Here is a 14,143-nt window from a genome sequence, read left to right on the forward strand (position 1 = left end):
TCTCCCCTCACCGCTGCTCGTCAGCGTCGGGCTGGCGGCTGCGATAGACCAGCCAGATCAAGAGCGAGGAGATCGGCACCCAGGCGAGCTGGTACCAATAGAAGAACGGAAAGCCGAACAGCGACGGCTCGGCGAAATTGTAGAACGGCACCCACAGCAAGCCGATAAACGGCAGCAGCAACAGAATCCACATGGTCCTCTCCCAGCCCGGGGCGCGATCCAAACCGGCAGGGTTGCCGGCGTCCCGTCATCAACGACCCCAGGAACCATTCGTTGCGTCTAGAATCACGGTTACGGCATGGCGATGCAAAAAGATGTGATCGCTGTGACGGGCAGGGAGCCTACTCGGTCTTGATGCCGGCATCCTGGATCACCTTGCGCCAGCGCGCTTCCTCGCCCGCAAAGTAGCGGTCGAGCTCGGCCGGGGGCTGCGCCACCATCACGAGGCCCTCATTGACGCTGAGCTTCTCGAAGGCCTCCGCCTGCACCGCCTTGGCCGCCGACCTATTGAGGCGGTCGATGATATCGGGCGGCGTGTTCGCGGGTGCGTAAAGGCCATACCAGGATTCCGCGGCGTAGCCCGGCACACCGGCTTCCGAGACCGTCGGCAATTTCGGAAACGACGCCGAGCGTTCGGCCGAGGTCACCCCGATCGCGCGCAGCTGCCCGGCCTCGACCAGCGAGGCGCAGCTCGCCACCGTGGTGAACATCACCTGGATCTGGCCGCCCATCAAATCGGTGATCGCGGGCGCCGCGCCCTTATAGGGCACGGTGGTGAGATTGACGCCTGCGAGATGCTTGAACAATTCGCCGGCCAGATGCGCCGAGGTGCCGGTGCCGTAAGTGCCGTAGGACAGTTTTTCCGGATCGGCCTTCGCGGCTGCGATCAGGTCTGAGATCGACTTGATCGGCGAAGCCGGATTGACCACGACGACGTTGAACGAACGGGCCACCAGCGCCACCGCCGCAAAATCCCTGTGCGCATCGTAAGGCAGCTTGCTGTAGAGGCTCGGATTGACCGCATTGGCGAAGGTCGCCATCAGCAGCGTGTAGCCGTCGGGTGGGCTCGTCGCGACGCTCTGCGTGCCGATGATGGTGCCCGCCCCCGGCTTGTTCTCGATGATCACGGTGACGCCGAGATCCTTCTGCATCTCCTGCGCCAGCGTCCGCGCGACGACATCGGTGCCGCCGCCCGGCGCGAACGGCACCACGATCTTGACGATGTGATCGGGATAGCCGGCGCGTACGGGCGTGTGCGGCAGCACGGTTGCTGCAAGCGCGAACAGAAGCGATGCGAGAAGACGAAGCGGCATGGCAGACCCCGACGGCAGGCGGTGGGTTCTTCATACACGGGAGCGCCATGCAAGGGATGCCGGGCGGTCATGACGTTGGAAGAAGCGCTACCCTCCTGCCAGTCCCGTCATCCTGAGGTGCGAGCGGAGCGAGCCTCGAAGGATGAATCGGCCAACAGCCGGGCCGTGCACCCTTCGAGGCTCGCAAGAGCTCGCACCTCAGGGTGACGGGTCTAGGTTCGTCATTGCGAGCGGAGCGAAGCAATCCATGGCTCGGCATAACGGATGCATGGATTGCTTCGTCGCTTCGCTCCTCGCAATGACGGCATCACCCGCTCACGAATACGGATTGATCAGCTTCTGCTGCTCGGTGGCGTGGCGCACCAGGAGATCGATGAAGGTGCGCACCTTCGCCGAGAGATGATGGCGGTGCGGATAGATCGCGTTCATCGTCAATTCGACCGGCCGGTATTCGGGCAGCAGGCGCACCAATTGGCCGGACTCCAGCTCGTCGCGGATCAGGAAGCCCGCCGCGAGGAACACGCCGACGCCGGCGAGCGCCGCGAGCTTCAGCGTCTCGCCGCTGTTGGAGACCAGATTGCCGGAGACCCGCACCTCGGCCGGCGTGCCCTTGCGGTCGGTGAAGTGCCAGTCGTCGCCATAGGGGTAGTTGGCGTGGCGCATGCAGTTGCGCGCCGAGAGATCGGCGAGCTGATCGGGCTTGCCGTGCTGCTCGATATAGCCGTGCGACGCGCACAGCACGTGGCGCCAGGTCGCGATCGTGCGCACGATCAGGCTGGAGTCCGGCGGCGGGGTCATGCGCACCGCGAGATCGTAATTCTCGTCGATCAGGTCGGCGTGGCGCTCGCCGATCGTGAGATCGACCTTGACCTCGGAATAGGTCGCGAGGAACTCGGCCACCGCCGGCGACAGGAACTGGACCAGATGGGTGTTGGTGAAGATGCGCAGCGTGCCGCGCGGCACCGATTGCTGCGCGCCGGCCACCTCATCGGCCTGCTCGATATCGGCGAGGATCTGGACGCATCGGTCGTAATAAGCCTGGCCGACCTCGGTGAGGCTGACCTTGCGCGTGGTGCGGTTGAGCAGCCGGGCGCCGAGCCGGTCCTCCAGCGACTGCACATGGTTGCTCACCATGGTCGTGGACATGTTGAGCTTGCGGCCGGCCGCTGAAAAGCCGCCGGAATCCACGACCCGTACAAAGGCGGTCAGGCTGGTCAGGCGATCCATGCAGCAAGGTCCGGATTATCAGCGCTGGCTTGATAATGCTTCCAGTTTTAGCGGGATTATCACAGCGGGGAGGACATTGCATCTAAGGGGCCATATCCGGCGCCCTTTCTGGAAGGACGCGAATGTTCGGCCAGGAGAAGACCATGTCGACCACCACCTATGCCCCTGAAGAATCGGCCAAAATCGGCCTCCGCCCGTTGCGGCGGACGATCAAGCGGGTGAGCCTCGGGCTCGCCGCCCTGCTCGGCATAGCCGTCGCCGCCGACTTTGGCTACGACTACCTCACCACCGGGCGTTACCTGGAATCGACCGACGACGCCTATGTGAAGGCGGACTCGACGATCATCGCGCCGAAGGTCTCGGGCTATATCGCCAAGGTGCTGGTCACCGACAACCAGCCGGTGAAGGCCGGCCAGCTGCTGGCCCAGATCGACGACCGCGACTACCGCACGGCGCTCGGCCAGGCCAGGGCCGACGTCGACGCCGCCCAGGCTTCGGTGCGCAACCTCGATGCGCAGCTTGAATTGCAGCAGCCGATCATCGACCAGAGCACTGCCGACGTCAGCGCCGCCGAGGCCAATCTGAAATTCGCCCAGGAGGAGCAGACCCGCTACGACGGGCTGATGAAATCAGGCTCCGGCACCATTCAGCGCGCCCAGCAGACCGACGCTGCGCTGCGCGCCAACACCGCGCAATTGCAACACGCGAAGTCGGCGCTGTCGGCGGCACAGCGCAAGGTCGACGTGCTGACCACGCAGCGCGCCCAGGCTGTCGCACAGGTCGATCGCGCCCGCGCCGTCGAGCAGCAGGCCGAGCTCAATTTGTCCTATACGAGGATCACCGCGCCGGTCGACGGCACGGTCGGCGCCCGCACGCTGCGCGTCGGGCAGTACGTGCAGGCCGGCACCCAGCTGATGGCGGTGGTGCCGCTCGATGCGGTCTATGTGGTCGCCAATTTCAAGGAGACCCAGCTGACCCATGTCCGCAACGGCCAGCCGGTCGAGATCACAGTCGACAGCTTTCACGGCACCACGCTGAAGGGCCATGTCGACAGCCTGTCGCCGGCCAGCGGTCTCGAATTCGCACTGCTGCCGCCCGACAACGCCACCGGCAACTTCACCAAGATCGTGCAGCGCGTGCCGGTGAAGATCGTGCTCGACGATCACAGCCTGACCGGCCTGTTGCGGCCGGGCATGTCGGCGATCCCGACGGTCAACACCAAGGCCACGGTGCTGGCCGAGCGCGAGGAGAAGCGGCGGCTGGCGTCAGCGACGCGGGCGAACGGGGGATAGCGGCAGGCGCTTCTTCGATTGGCTGACGCGATCGATCGTAAAGATCGATCGCGTTTCACTGCGTCTGCGTCTGTCTTCGCGTCCGTCTTCGCGCAGCGAGCACTGGCGGGAGGGCTCCCTCCCCCCTTGCGGGGGAGGGTTGGGGAGAGGGGTGCCGCTTGCGCTGAATGCTGTTGGTTTGCGACGACGCTCGCTGTCACCGGTCACGCGTACGGCAAGATTGAACTGTCTCAGGCAAATCTCTGACGTCAGCGCTCGGGGCCACCCCTCTCCCCACCCTCCCCCCGCAAGGGGGGAGGGAGCCGATCCAGCGTGCTCACCTCACCAATCGACACACCCGCACAACCGAACGCCGCGCCGAACGGTAGCGCGGTCGCAAGACCGCCGCGCGATTATCAATCGCGACCGAACAATCTTTCCAGTCTTTCCCGAATTATCGAAAGCGGCCGCCTAATCCATGTTGTGTGGGCAAGCGAGAGAACACGCCGATGACCGCGCTCCAGCCCACCACCAACGCCGCCGACCTCCCCGCCCCCGCCGCACCGGCGGCGCCGTCGATCCCGACCAAGACCTGGATTGCGGTGATCGGCGCCACGCTCGGCGCGTTCATGGCGGTACTCAACATCCAGATCGTCAATGCCTCGCTGGCCGACGTGCAGGGCGCGATCGGCGCCGGGATCGACGACGGCGGCTGGATCTCGACCTCCTACCTGATCGCCGAGATCGTGGTGATCCCGCTGTCCGGCTGGCTCGCGCAGGTGTTCTCGGTGCGCATCTATCTGCTCACCAATGCGGCCCTGTTCCTGGTGTTCTCGGCGGCGTGCGCGCTGGCGCAGGACCTGCCGCAGATGATCGCGCTGCGCGCCGTGCAGGGTTTTACCGGCGGCGTGCTGATCCCGATGGCGTTCACCCTGATCATCACGCTGCTGCCGAAGGCCAAGCAGCCGATCGGACTCGCGATGTTCGCACTGTCGGCGACGTTCGCGCCCGCGATCGGCCCGACCATCGGCGGCTATCTCACCGAGAACTGGGGTTGGCAGTACATCTTCTATGTCAACCTCGTGCCCGGCGCCGTGATGATCGCGATGCTGTACGTCTCGCTCGATCCGAGCCCGATGAAGCTGTCGCTGATCCGCCAGGGCGACTGGCTCGGCATCATCACCATGGCGATCGGCCTCGCCGCGCTGCAAACCGTGCTGGAAGAAGGCAACAAGGACGACTGGTTCGGCTCGCCGTTCATCGTCCGCCTGTCTGTCATCGCAGCCGTCGCGCTGGTCGCCTTCCTGATCGTCGAATTCACCGTCGAGAAGCCGCTGCTCAATCTGCGCCTGCTCGCCCGCCGCAATTTCGGCTTCGGCATGCTGGCCAATTTCCTGCTCGGCATCGCGCTGTACGGCTCGGTGTTCATCCTGCCGCAGTATCTGGCGCGCATCCAGGGCTACAATGCCGAGCAGATCGGCATGGTGCTGGCCTGGACCGGCCTGCCGCAGCTTGCGCTGATCCCGCTGGTGCCGCGGCTGATGCAGCGCTTCGATCCCCGCATCATCATCAGCATCGGCTTCGCACTGTTCGCCGGCTCCAACTTCATGAACATCTTCATGACCAACGATTACGCCACCGACCAGCTGTTCTGGCCCAACATCGTCCGCGCCATCGGCCAGGCGCTGGTGATGGCCCCGCTGTCGGCGGTCGCGACCGCGGGCATCGAGCTGGAGAACGCGGGCTCGGCCTCCGCTTTGTTCAACATGATGCGCAATCTCGGCGGCGCGGTCGGCATTGCGGTGTTGCAGACGGTCCTGACCAAGCGCGAGCAGTATCACTCCAACGTGCTGATGCAGTCGGTCTCGCTGCTGGAACAGGCGACCCGCAGCCGGATCGAGCAGCTGACGCAGTATTTCATGAGCCACGGCGTCGCCGACCCGATGTCGGCCGCCAACCGCGCCATCGGCGCGATCGGCAAGGTCGTGCAGAAGCAGGCCTATATCCTCGCCTTCAGTGATACTTTCTATTTGCTCGGCGTGGCGCTGATCGTCGCGCTGGCGGCGACGTTGTTCCTGAAGAAGCCGGGCCAGCTCGCTGGCGGCGGTGCGCACTAATCAATATTCACCACAGCAAGGAGAACGACCATGAAACCCCGCATGAACTTCTACCAGGCCGCGCCCGAAACCATCAAAGCGCTGGTCGGCGTGGAAAGCCAGATCACCGCGAGCGGTCTCGAGCAATCGCTGATCGAGCTGGTCAAGACCCGCGCCTCCCAGATCAACGGCTGCGCCTACTGCATCAACATGCACACCGAGGACGCCCGCAAGCACGGCGAGACCGAGCAGCGGCTCTATCTGCTCGACGCCTGGCGCGAGTCGCCGCTTTACTCTGAACGCGAGCGCGCGGCGCTGGCCTGGACCGAAGCGCTGACGCTGATTGCAGAGACGCATGCGCCCGATGCCGACTACGAGGCGGTGCGCGCCCAGTTCACGGACGGCGAGCTGGTCAACCTGACTACGCTGATCGGCGCCATCAACGCCTGGAACCGGATCGCGATCGGCTTCCGCGCGGTGCATCCTGTGAAGGTGAAGGTCGCGGCGTGAGGACGATACTGTCCGCCATATATTCAGCTGTCATGCCCCGCTTCATGCGGGGCATCCAGTACGCCGCGGCTTCTCGGCTCAAGCACCGCGGTCTCTGGAATACTGGATCGCCCGGTCAAGCCGGGCGATGACATTGCGGATGGGGATTGATTAAACCGCAGTCGCCAGGGCGAACTCGACATAGATCTCGCGCAGGCGATCGGTGATCGGCCCGACCTTGCCGTTGCCGACCGTCTTGCCGTCGATCGCGACCACGCCCTGCACGAACACCGAGGCGCTGGTGATGAAGGCTTCCTTGGCGGCGAGCGCTTCCTCGACCGTGAAGGCACGCTCCTCGATCCGGAGCTGGCGCTCCTCGGCGAGCTTGACCACCGCCTTGCGGGTGCAGCCGGGCAGGATCTCGTTGCCGTTCTGCCTGGTCACGATGACATCGTCCTGGGTGACGATGAAGGACGAGGACGAGCCGCCCTCGGTGACCTTGCCGTCCTCGATCATCCAGGCCTCGCCGGCGCCGGCCGCCGCCGCGGCCTGCTTGGCCAGCACCTGCGCCAGCAGCGCCACGCTCTTGATGTCGCGCCGCTCCCAGCGGATGTCGGGCACCGTGATGACGTTGATGCCGGTCTTGGCCGACGGCGCGTTGATGATGTCCTTTTCCGAGGTGAACATCACAAGCGTCGGCTTGACGTTCGCCTCTGCCTTCGGGAAGGCGAAGTCGCGGCCCTTGTCGGCGCCGCGGGTGACCTCGAGATAGACCATGCCGTTGACGAGGTCGTTGCGCCTGACCAGTTCCTTCTGGATCTCCTCGATCCGCTCCAGCGTCTCCGGCAGCGCGAGCTGGATTTCGCCGACCGACCGCTTCAGCCGGGCCAGATGCGAGGCATTGTCGATCAGCTTGCCCTCCAGCACCGCCGCCACCTCGTAGATGCCGTCGGCGAACAGGAAACCGCGGTCGAACACCGAGACCTTGGCCTCGGAATGCGGCACGAACGAGCCGTTGACGTAAGCGATCTTTTCCACGCGAGTTCTCCTGCGGACGAAAGGCTGGGTTTCAGGCCTTCGTATACGCAAAATGTTAACGGGGGAAAACCCCTGAGGGGGCCCGTGGCCCTCCCCGTCATTGCGAGCGGAGCGAAGCAATCCATGGCTCCGCATATGCGGACAGCTGGATTGCTTCGTCGCTGCGCTCCTCGCAATGACGAGGATGGGCCCTGCCCTAGTGCTGCAAGATCTTCGACAGGAACTTCTGCGCGCGGTCGCTGCGCGGCGTGCCGAAGAAGTCGGCCTTCTTGGCGTCCTCGACGATCTCACCGCGGTCCATGAAGATCACGCGGTCGGCGACCTTGTTGGCAAAACCCATTTCGTGGGTCACGACCATCATGGTCATGCCCTCGCGGGCGAGGTCGACCATGACGTCGAGCACCTCGCTGATCATTTCCGGGTCGAGCGCCGAGGTCGGCTCGTCGAACAGCATCGCGATCGGGTCCATCGCCAGCGCGCGGGCGATCGCGACGCGCTGCTGCTGGCCGCCGGACAACTCCGCCGGATACTTCCTGGCGTGATCCTTCAGCCCGACGCGCTCCAGGAGCTTCGTCGCCTTGGCGGTGGCATCGTCATGCTTGCGGCCCAACACCTTCTCCTGCGCGAGGCGGAGATTGTCGATGATCCGCAGATGCGGGAACAGCTCGAAGTGCTGGAACACCATGCCGACGCGCGAGCGCAGCTTCGGCAGGTCGGTCTTGGGATCGTTGACCTTGACGCCGTCCAGCACGATTTCGCCGCCCTGGATCGGCTCCAGCGCGTTGACGCATTTGATCAGGGTCGACTTGCCCGAGCCGGACGGCCCGCAAACCACCACCACCTCGCCCTTGGCGACGCTGGTGGTGCAGTCCTTCAGCACCTGGAAGGCCGGCCCGTACCATTTATTGACGTGATTGATCTCGATCATGACGGCTCAACTTGTTTGTTCAGCGAACAATGGCGATCCGCGCCTGCAGGCGGCGGACGCCATAGGACGCGACACAGGAAATGACGAAGTAGACCAGCGCGGCGAACAGGTACATTTCGACCAGACGGCCGTCGCGCTGCGCGACCTTGCTGGCGGCGCCGAGGAAGTCCGGGATCGACAGCACGTAGACCAGCGAGGTGTCCTGGAACAGCACGATGGTCTGCGTCAGCAGCACCGGCAGCATGTTGCGGAACGCCTGCGGCAGCACGACGTAGCGCATCGACTGCGCGTAGGTCAGGCCGAGCGCGCTGGCCGCGGCCGGCTGGCCCTTCGAGATCGACTGGATGCCGGCGCGCATGATCTCGGAGAAATAGGCTGCCTCGAATGCAATGAAGGTGATCAGCGAGGAGGCGAAGGCGCCGACCGTGATCGGCCGCGACGCGCCGGTCAGCCACTGCCCGATATAGGGCACCAGGAAGTAGAACCAGAAGATCACCAGCACCAGCGGCAGCGAGCGGATGAAGTCGACATAGAAGCCGGCGATGCGCCCGAGCACCTTGTAGCTCGACAACCGCATCAGGGCGATCAGGGTGCCGAACACGAGGCCGCCGAACGCGGCCAGCGCCGTCAGGGTCAGCGTGAAGCGCATGCCCTCCAGAAACAGATAGGGCAGCGCGCGGCGGATGACGTCGAAATCGAAATTGCCGAGCATCGTCATTTGCCCGTGATGTAGCCGGGGATCGCGACATAGCGCTCGAGGAAGCGCATCGCGGTGACCACGACGAAATTGAGGAGAAGGTAGAGCACGGTCGCCGCGGTGAAGGCCTCGAACACCTGGAACGAGAATTCCTGCATCGAACGCGCCTGGCCGGTCAACTCGATCAGGCCGATGGTGATCGCGACCGCGCTGTTCTTGATGGTGTTGAGGAATTCGGAGGTCAGCGGCGGCAGGATGATGCGGAACGCCATCGGCAGCAGCACGTAACGATAGGTCTGCACCGTGGTCAGGCCGAGCGCGGTCGAGGCCTGCTTCTGCCCGCGCGGCAGCGAGGTGATGCCGGCCTGCAATTGCACGGCAACGCGCGCCGACATGAACAGGCCGACGCCGATCGCCGCGGTCCAGAACGGCGCGTTCGGCAATTGCTTCAGCCAAAGCCCGGCGGACCTCGGTAGCAGCTCGGGCAGCACGAAGAACCACAGGAAGAGCTGCACCAGCAGCGGCATGTTGCGGAAGAACTCGACCCAGCAAAAGCCGATCCACGACGCCGTCTTCGACGGCAGCGTGCGCAGCACGCCGATCACCGAGCCGGACACCAGCGCGATGATCCAGGCGAGCACCGACACCTTGACGGTGACCACCAGCCCCGACAGCAACAGGTCGAGATAGGTGCCGGTCCCCATCGGGTTCGGCTCGAGAAAGATGTGCCAGTTCCAATTGTAGTTCACAGGTCCCCCACGCGGCCGCGCCGGTCACGCATTACGCCGACATTGCGCGCGGCGTCTATGCAAATGTCCGGCCATTCTCCTCCAAAAATGGCCGGACACGCTATCTCAGGACCCGCCGCCGAGCGGCGACAGGTCATCCGCAGCAGTGCGATCAGTTGACCAGATACGCATCCGGATCGGGCGAGTCCGACGGCTTCGCAAACTGCTTCTTCATCTCCGGTCCAGCGGGCGAGTTGAGATTGAGGCCCTTCGGCGGGATCTTCTGGGTGAACCACTTGTCATAGATCTTCTGGCCCTCGCCGCTGGTGTAGAGCGCGGTGGTGGCGGCGTCGACGACCTTCTTGAACGGCGCGTCATCCTTGCGCAGCATGATGCCGTAGGGCTCGGGCTTGGAGAATGCGTCCTTGGAGATCACATAATCGTCCGGCGACTTCGAGCCGGCGACGAGGCTCGCGAGCAGGATGTCGTCCATCACGAAGGCCACCGCGCGATCGGTCTCGACCATCAGGAAGGCCTCGGCATGGTCCTTGGCCGGGATGATATTGACGCTCAGCCCGCGCGCGAGGTTGGCCTCGGTGAGCTGCTTGATGTTGGTGGTGCCGGCGGTCGAGACCACCGTCTTGCCCTTCAGATCATCGATCGAATTGATCTTGCTCGCCTTCTTCGTGACGTAGCGGCTGGCGGTCAGGAAGTGGGAATTGGTGAAGGCGACCTGCTTCTGGCGCTCGGCATTGTTGGTGGTCGAGCCGCATTCGAGGTCGACGGTGCCGTTGGCCATCAGCGGGATGCGCGTCGCCGAGGTCACCGGGTTGAGCTTGACCTCGAGCTTGTCGAGCTTGAGCTCCTTCTTGATCGCATCGACGATCTTGTAGCAGATGTCCATCGCGTAGCCGACGGGCTTCTGGTTGTCGTCGAGATAGGAGAACGGGATCGATGAATCGCGATAGCCGAGCGTGATCGCCCCGGTGTCCTTGATGTTCTTCAGCGTTCCGGTCAGTTCCTGGGCCTGCGCCTGGCTCGCGCCGAACGCGGCGGCGAGCGCGAGGCCGATGAGATATTTGCGTGTCATACGTCTACTCCTTCGTGGAACGGTCGATTTAGTGTGTGAGAATATCGGCGAGGACGGGTGCGATGTAGCGGCGAAACTGCTCCGGATTCTCGCTCATTGGAAAATGACCGAGCTGCTCCATGATCGTGACGCTGGCGCCCCCTATAGCCGCTGCTGTCCGCCTCGTGTCCTCGGGCGTGCAGGAGAAATCATACTCGCCCGTGAGCAGATACAGGTTGCATACTTTAGTATCGATTGACGCGACCCTGCCGCGCAGGTCGCCATCGACACGGTAGAAATACAGGTCGCCCTTGAACACGCCGGGGCCGCCCTGCTTGTAGGCCCACAGCGTTTCCATTCTCGCCGCCTCCGGACTTTGCGGCGCAATCAGCCCGGACACCAGCGCGGCGCAGACCTCGCCGCCGTGAACATCGGGGCGGTTGAGCCAAGCGGTGTCATACCACGGCGCCTGGAAATCGGCAGCCTCGAGCCCGATCAGCGCGCGAAACTCGGCGGCATATTCGATCGCAAGGTTAAGCACGATGCGGCCGCCGATCGAGCAGCCCATCACGACCGGCTTCTCCAGCCCCAACGCGCGGCAGAAGGCGCGGATGGTCTCGGTGTAGCGCGCAGTGGTGAGTTGATATTCATCGCCGGCCCAGCTCTTCGGCGGATTCGACTTGCCATGCCAGGGCATATCGAAGGCAATGATGCGGAAATTTTCGGCAAATTGCGCGTCTGCGAGCAGGTGCCGCCACTGCCGCGCGTCGGATCCCGCGGTGTGCAGGCAGACCAGCGGAATGCCCGTGCCGTTCTCCTCGAAATAGATGCGGTGCAGCTCGCCGCCGATCTCGACGTGAACATAGCGGCCGACCATCGGCTCGATATGACCGTTCATGACGCGACCGCCGCGAAATGCTGCCGCGGCAGCGCCAGCAGGTCCTTGAAATACTGTAGATGCGTCATGAAGGGATACAGATCGCCTTCCAGCACCGCCTCGCCGCGCTTGGTCAGCGCCAGGAGATCGTGCCAGCCGGGCTTCGGCTTGGCCTGCCAGTAGGCCGCCCAGGCCTGCGGCGTCGCGCGATAGGCAAAGCGCCAGGAGCGCATCAGGACCGGTGCAGGCACGAGCTCGACGATGCGCCCGGTGCGGATCACGGCATGGAACGGCCGCGCCGTCGGACCGATCAGACAGTCGCAATCGAGCAGCCGCCCGCGCGAGACCAGCGAAGGTGCCTGGTCGAGCAACGCGGGAAGGCCGGCAAACGCCGTCGTCACAGCGTCGTCGGTGGCGTCGGGCGATCGCGTCATCTGTAGGGGAAGTTTCCTGCGGCGGACAAGGCCATGATGACCGGAAGGGCGCGATCCCGCAAGGCGCCGATGCCCTTGGGTTCCCTGGATTATTCGCTTGACCAAACGGCCCATGCCGGTCAGGGCGCTGACCCGCGCACCCTCCCCGCATGCTGCCAGAAACTGCCAATCGGTCCGACCAAAGACCGAGCTAATTCCGCGGCTCGGCAGGCCGCGCAGGCCAATTGTCGCAGCCGGCGCCTTCGCTCTTCCGTTGCCCGCGCCGTTCTGTCCAATGCGCTGATACGTCCCTGCGATGACAGGGACGATCATTGCCAACGCCAAACAAGACGCGGCCGCGATCGAACGCGGCTACAAGGGAGAGATCGAGATGTCGCAGCGCAATCGCTTGATGGTCCTCGCCGCTGCCGCCGGCATGCTGCTGTCGGTCGCGGCACGGGCGCAGGATTATCCGACCAAGCCGATCACGCTGATCGTGCCGTGGCCGGCGGGCGGCTCCACCGATATCTCGATGCGCGCGATCGCCGAAAGCGCCTCGAAGGTGCTCGGCCAGCCGATCGCGGTCGACAACAAGGCGGGCGGCGGCGGCACCGTGGGTCCCGCAACCATGGCCGCGGGCGCCAAGCCCGACGGCTACACCATCGCGCAGATCCCGATCACCGTGTTCCGGCTGCCGCTGATGCAGGATGTGTCGTGGGATCCGGCGAAGGATTTCTCCTACATCATCCATCTCACCGGCTACACCTTCGGTATCACCACCAATGCGGAATCGCAGTTCAAGACCTGGCAGGACGTGGTCGATTTCGCCAAGAAGAATCCCGGCAAGGTGACCTACGCGACGCCCGGCACCGGCACCTCGCTGCACATCGGCATGGAGCAGATCGCGCTGATGGCCGGCGGGATCAAGCTGACCCAGGTGCCGTTCAAGGGCGGCGCCGAGACCAACGCCGCGGTGCTCGGCCAGCACACCATGCTGCAAGCCGATTCCACCGGCTGGCGGCCGCTGGTCGACGCCGGCAAGCTCCGCCTGTTGATGGTGTGGACCGGCGCGCGCTCGCCGAACTATCCCGACGTGCCGACGCTGAAGGAGCTCGGCTACCCCATGGTCTATGACTCGCCGTTCGGCATCGCCGGCCCCAAGGGCATGGATCCCAAGATCGTCGCCAAGCTGCACGACGCCTTCAAGAAGGCGATCGAGGATCCGGCCGTGATCGCGACGCTCGCCAAATACGACATGGTGCCGAACTACAAGAACACCGAGGACTACAAGAAATTCGTGGTCGAGGTCACCGAGTCCGAGCGCAAGGTGATCGACACGCTCGGGCTGACGAAGAAGTAGAACTTTATCAGCCACAACCACTGACGTCATCCTGAGGTGCGCGCTCTTGCGCGCCTCGAAGGATGGACCCGGGCACCGTCGCCCTTCGAGGGCTACGCTGCGCTTCGCCACCTCAGGGTGACGCTGAACCAAGAGCGAGCGCTTTCACATGACAGACCAAACCAACGTCAAACTCCGCCTCAACAATTCCGAGCTCTGGGGCGGCCTGATCGGGCTCGCGCTCGGCGCGTTCGTGATCTGGTCGGGATTAAAACTCAAGCTCGGCACCATCAACGATCCCGGCTCCGGCTATGTGCTGTTCTACACCGGCATCCTGATGTGCGGGTTCGCGGTCTCGGTCATGATCGCAGCGGTCACCGAGGGCGGCCCGACTTTTGCCTCGCGCTGGCAGAATGCGCGCTGGGGCAAGCCGGTCCTCGTCATCGCCTGCCTCACCGCGTTCGCCTTTGCGCTGGAGCCGGCAGGCTTCCTGCTCTCGGCGATCCCGCTGATGCTGCTGCTGTTGCGGGTGATCGATCCGGTGCGCTGGTCGCTGGCAATCCCGCTGTCCATCCTTGCCCCGCTCGGGATGTGGTGGGTGCTGAAGCACCTGCTTGCGATCCAGTTGCCGAGCGGCATGTTCGAGATCGGTTGAGCG

15 protein-coding genes are annotated in these 14,143 nt (G+C 64.3%); 5 read left to right on the forward strand and 10 right to left on the reverse strand.

Annotated features, from left to right (window positions below; all coding sequences use genetic code 11):
* Positions 1–7: 7 nt before the first annotated feature.
* The 3 genes from BI327_RS30565 to BI327_RS30575 all read right to left on the reverse strand — a co-directional run bounded on the left by BI327_RS30565 (position 8) and on the right by BI327_RS30575 (position 2,540).
* Entirely contained in the window at positions 8–193 is a 186-nt protein-coding gene (locus BI327_RS30565) for a DUF3311 domain-containing protein (RefSeq protein ID WP_024581224.1), read from the reverse strand.
* Positions 194–341: 148 nt separating this feature from the next.
* Positions 342–1,313, reverse strand: coding sequence for a tripartite tricarboxylate transporter substrate binding protein (locus tag BI327_RS30570; RefSeq protein WP_076864992.1), 972 nt, complete (start codon positions 1,311–1,313; stop codon positions 342–344).
* Between the two features lie 315 nt (positions 1,314–1,628).
* A complete protein-coding gene (locus tag BI327_RS30575) occupies positions 1,629–2,540 on the reverse strand; it encodes a LysR family transcriptional regulator (protein WP_076864993.1) in 912 nt (303 codons plus the stop codon).
* Positions 2,541–2,683: 143 nt separating this feature from the next.
* On the opposite strand from BI327_RS30575, the gene BI327_RS30580 reads away from it, so the two are divergent.
* From BI327_RS30580 to BI327_RS30590, 3 genes are all read left to right on the forward strand, one after another.
* Complete coding sequence (locus tag BI327_RS30580) at positions 2,684–3,832, forward strand: HlyD family secretion protein (protein WP_076865475.1); 1,149 nt, start codon at positions 2,684–2,686, stop codon at positions 3,830–3,832.
* 488 nt (positions 3,833–4,320) lie between these two features.
* Positions 4,321–5,928, forward strand: coding sequence for an MDR family MFS transporter (locus BI327_RS30585; RefSeq protein WP_076864994.1), 1,608 nt, complete (start codon positions 4,321–4,323; stop codon positions 5,926–5,928).
* A 30-nt stretch (positions 5,929–5,958) separates the two neighbouring features.
* On the forward strand, positions 5,959–6,417 hold the full coding sequence (locus tag BI327_RS30590; protein ID WP_076864995.1) for a carboxymuconolactone decarboxylase family protein: 459 nt from the start codon (positions 5,959–5,961) through the stop codon (positions 6,415–6,417).
* A gap of 150 nt (positions 6,418–6,567) precedes the next feature.
* Here the strand turns inward: BI327_RS30590 and BI327_RS30595 are convergent, their stop codons facing one another.
* The 7 genes from BI327_RS30595 to BI327_RS30625 all read right to left on the reverse strand — a co-directional run bounded on the left by BI327_RS30595 (position 6,568) and on the right by BI327_RS30625 (position 12,167).
* Positions 6,568–7,434 (reverse strand): D-amino-acid transaminase, encoded by an 867-nt coding sequence (locus BI327_RS30595; protein ID WP_076864996.1) that lies wholly within the window; start codon positions 7,432–7,434, stop codon positions 6,568–6,570.
* Positions 7,435–7,630: 196 nt separating this feature from the next.
* Positions 7,631–8,362, reverse strand: a complete 732-nt coding sequence (locus BI327_RS30600; RefSeq protein WP_076864997.1) for an amino acid ABC transporter ATP-binding protein — start codon at positions 8,360–8,362, stop codon at positions 7,631–7,633.
* 19 nt (positions 8,363–8,381) lie between these two features.
* A complete protein-coding gene (locus BI327_RS30605; RefSeq protein WP_076865476.1) occupies positions 8,382–9,074 on the reverse strand; it encodes an amino acid ABC transporter permease in 693 nt (230 codons plus the stop codon).
* 2 nt (positions 9,075–9,076) lie between these two features.
* Positions 9,077–9,808: an amino acid ABC transporter permease gene (locus tag BI327_RS30610; protein ID WP_076864998.1), complete on the reverse strand. Its 732-nt coding sequence runs from the start codon at positions 9,806–9,808 to the stop codon at positions 9,077–9,079.
* A 151-nt stretch (positions 9,809–9,959) separates the two neighbouring features.
* On the reverse strand, positions 9,960–10,877 hold the full coding sequence (locus BI327_RS30615) for an amino acid ABC transporter substrate-binding protein (protein ID WP_076864999.1): 918 nt from the start codon (positions 10,875–10,877) through the stop codon (positions 9,960–9,962).
* Between the two features lie 28 nt (positions 10,878–10,905).
* Positions 10,906–11,754 (reverse strand): alpha/beta fold hydrolase, encoded by an 849-nt coding sequence (locus BI327_RS30620; protein WP_076865000.1) that lies wholly within the window; start codon positions 11,752–11,754, stop codon positions 10,906–10,908.
* On the reverse strand, positions 11,751–12,167 hold the full coding sequence (locus BI327_RS30625) for a hypothetical protein (protein WP_076865001.1): 417 nt from the start codon (positions 12,165–12,167) through the stop codon (positions 11,751–11,753). Before BI327_RS30625 ends, BI327_RS30620 begins: the two co-directional genes overlap by 4 nt.
* Before the next feature lie 370 nt (positions 12,168–12,537).
* Between BI327_RS30625 and BI327_RS30630 the strand changes: the two genes are divergently transcribed.
* Together BI327_RS30630 and BI327_RS30635 are read left to right on the forward strand one after the other, a co-directional pair.
* The gene (locus tag BI327_RS30630; RefSeq protein ID WP_076865477.1) at positions 12,538–13,506 is read left to right on the forward strand and encodes a Bug family tripartite tricarboxylate transporter substrate binding protein; all 969 of its coding nucleotides are present in this window, start codon (positions 12,538–12,540) and stop codon (positions 13,504–13,506) included.
* 148 nt (positions 13,507–13,654) lie between these two features.
* A complete protein-coding gene (locus BI327_RS30635; protein WP_076865002.1) occupies positions 13,655–14,140 on the forward strand; it encodes a tripartite tricarboxylate transporter TctB family protein in 486 nt (161 codons plus the stop codon).
* The last annotated feature ends 3 nt before the right edge of the window (positions 14,141–14,143 follow it).

Origin of the sequence: Bradyrhizobium mercantei (genome assembly GCF_001982635.1) — a bacterium.
Taxonomy (GTDB): domain Bacteria; phylum Pseudomonadota; class Alphaproteobacteria; order Rhizobiales; family Xanthobacteraceae; genus Bradyrhizobium; species Bradyrhizobium mercantei.

Coding starts and splice junctions, on each gene's coding strand:
- BI327_RS30635 (WP_076865002.1), top strand. CDS start 13,655: ATGACAGACCAAACCAACGTCAAACTCCGCCTCAACAATTCCGAGCTC.
- BI327_RS30580 (WP_076865475.1), top strand. CDS start 2,684: ATGTCGACCACCACCTATGCCCCTGAAGAATCGGCCAAAATCGGCCTC.
- BI327_RS30600 (WP_076864997.1), bottom strand. CDS start 8,362: ATGATCGAGATCAATCACGTCAATAAATGGTACGGGCCGGCCTTCCAG.
- BI327_RS30575 (WP_076864993.1), bottom strand. CDS start 2,540: ATGGATCGCCTGACCAGCCTGACCGCCTTTGTACGGGTCGTGGATTCC.
- BI327_RS30605 (WP_076865476.1), bottom strand. CDS start 9,074: ATGCTCGGCAATTTCGATTTCGACGTCATCCGCCGCGCGCTGCCCTAT.
- BI327_RS30630 (WP_076865477.1), top strand. CDS start 12,538: ATGTCGCAGCGCAATCGCTTGATGGTCCTCGCCGCTGCCGCCGGCATG.
- BI327_RS30625 (WP_076865001.1), bottom strand. CDS start 12,167: ATGACGCGATCGCCCGACGCCACCGACGACGCTGTGACGACGGCGTTT.
- BI327_RS30570 (WP_076864992.1), bottom strand. CDS start 1,313: ATGCCGCTTCGTCTTCTCGCATCGCTTCTGTTCGCGCTTGCAGCAACC.
- BI327_RS30615 (WP_076864999.1), bottom strand. CDS start 10,877: ATGACACGCAAATATCTCATCGGCCTCGCGCTCGCCGCCGCGTTCGGC.
- BI327_RS30565 (WP_024581224.1), bottom strand. CDS start 193: ATGTGGATTCTGTTGCTGCTGCCGTTTATCGGCTTGCTGTGGGTGCCG.
- BI327_RS30590 (WP_076864995.1), top strand. CDS start 5,959: ATGAAACCCCGCATGAACTTCTACCAGGCCGCGCCCGAAACCATCAAA.
- BI327_RS30585 (WP_076864994.1), top strand. CDS start 4,321: ATGACCGCGCTCCAGCCCACCACCAACGCCGCCGACCTCCCCGCCCCC.
- BI327_RS30620 (WP_076865000.1), bottom strand. CDS start 11,754: ATGAACGGTCATATCGAGCCGATGGTCGGCCGCTATGTTCACGTCGAG.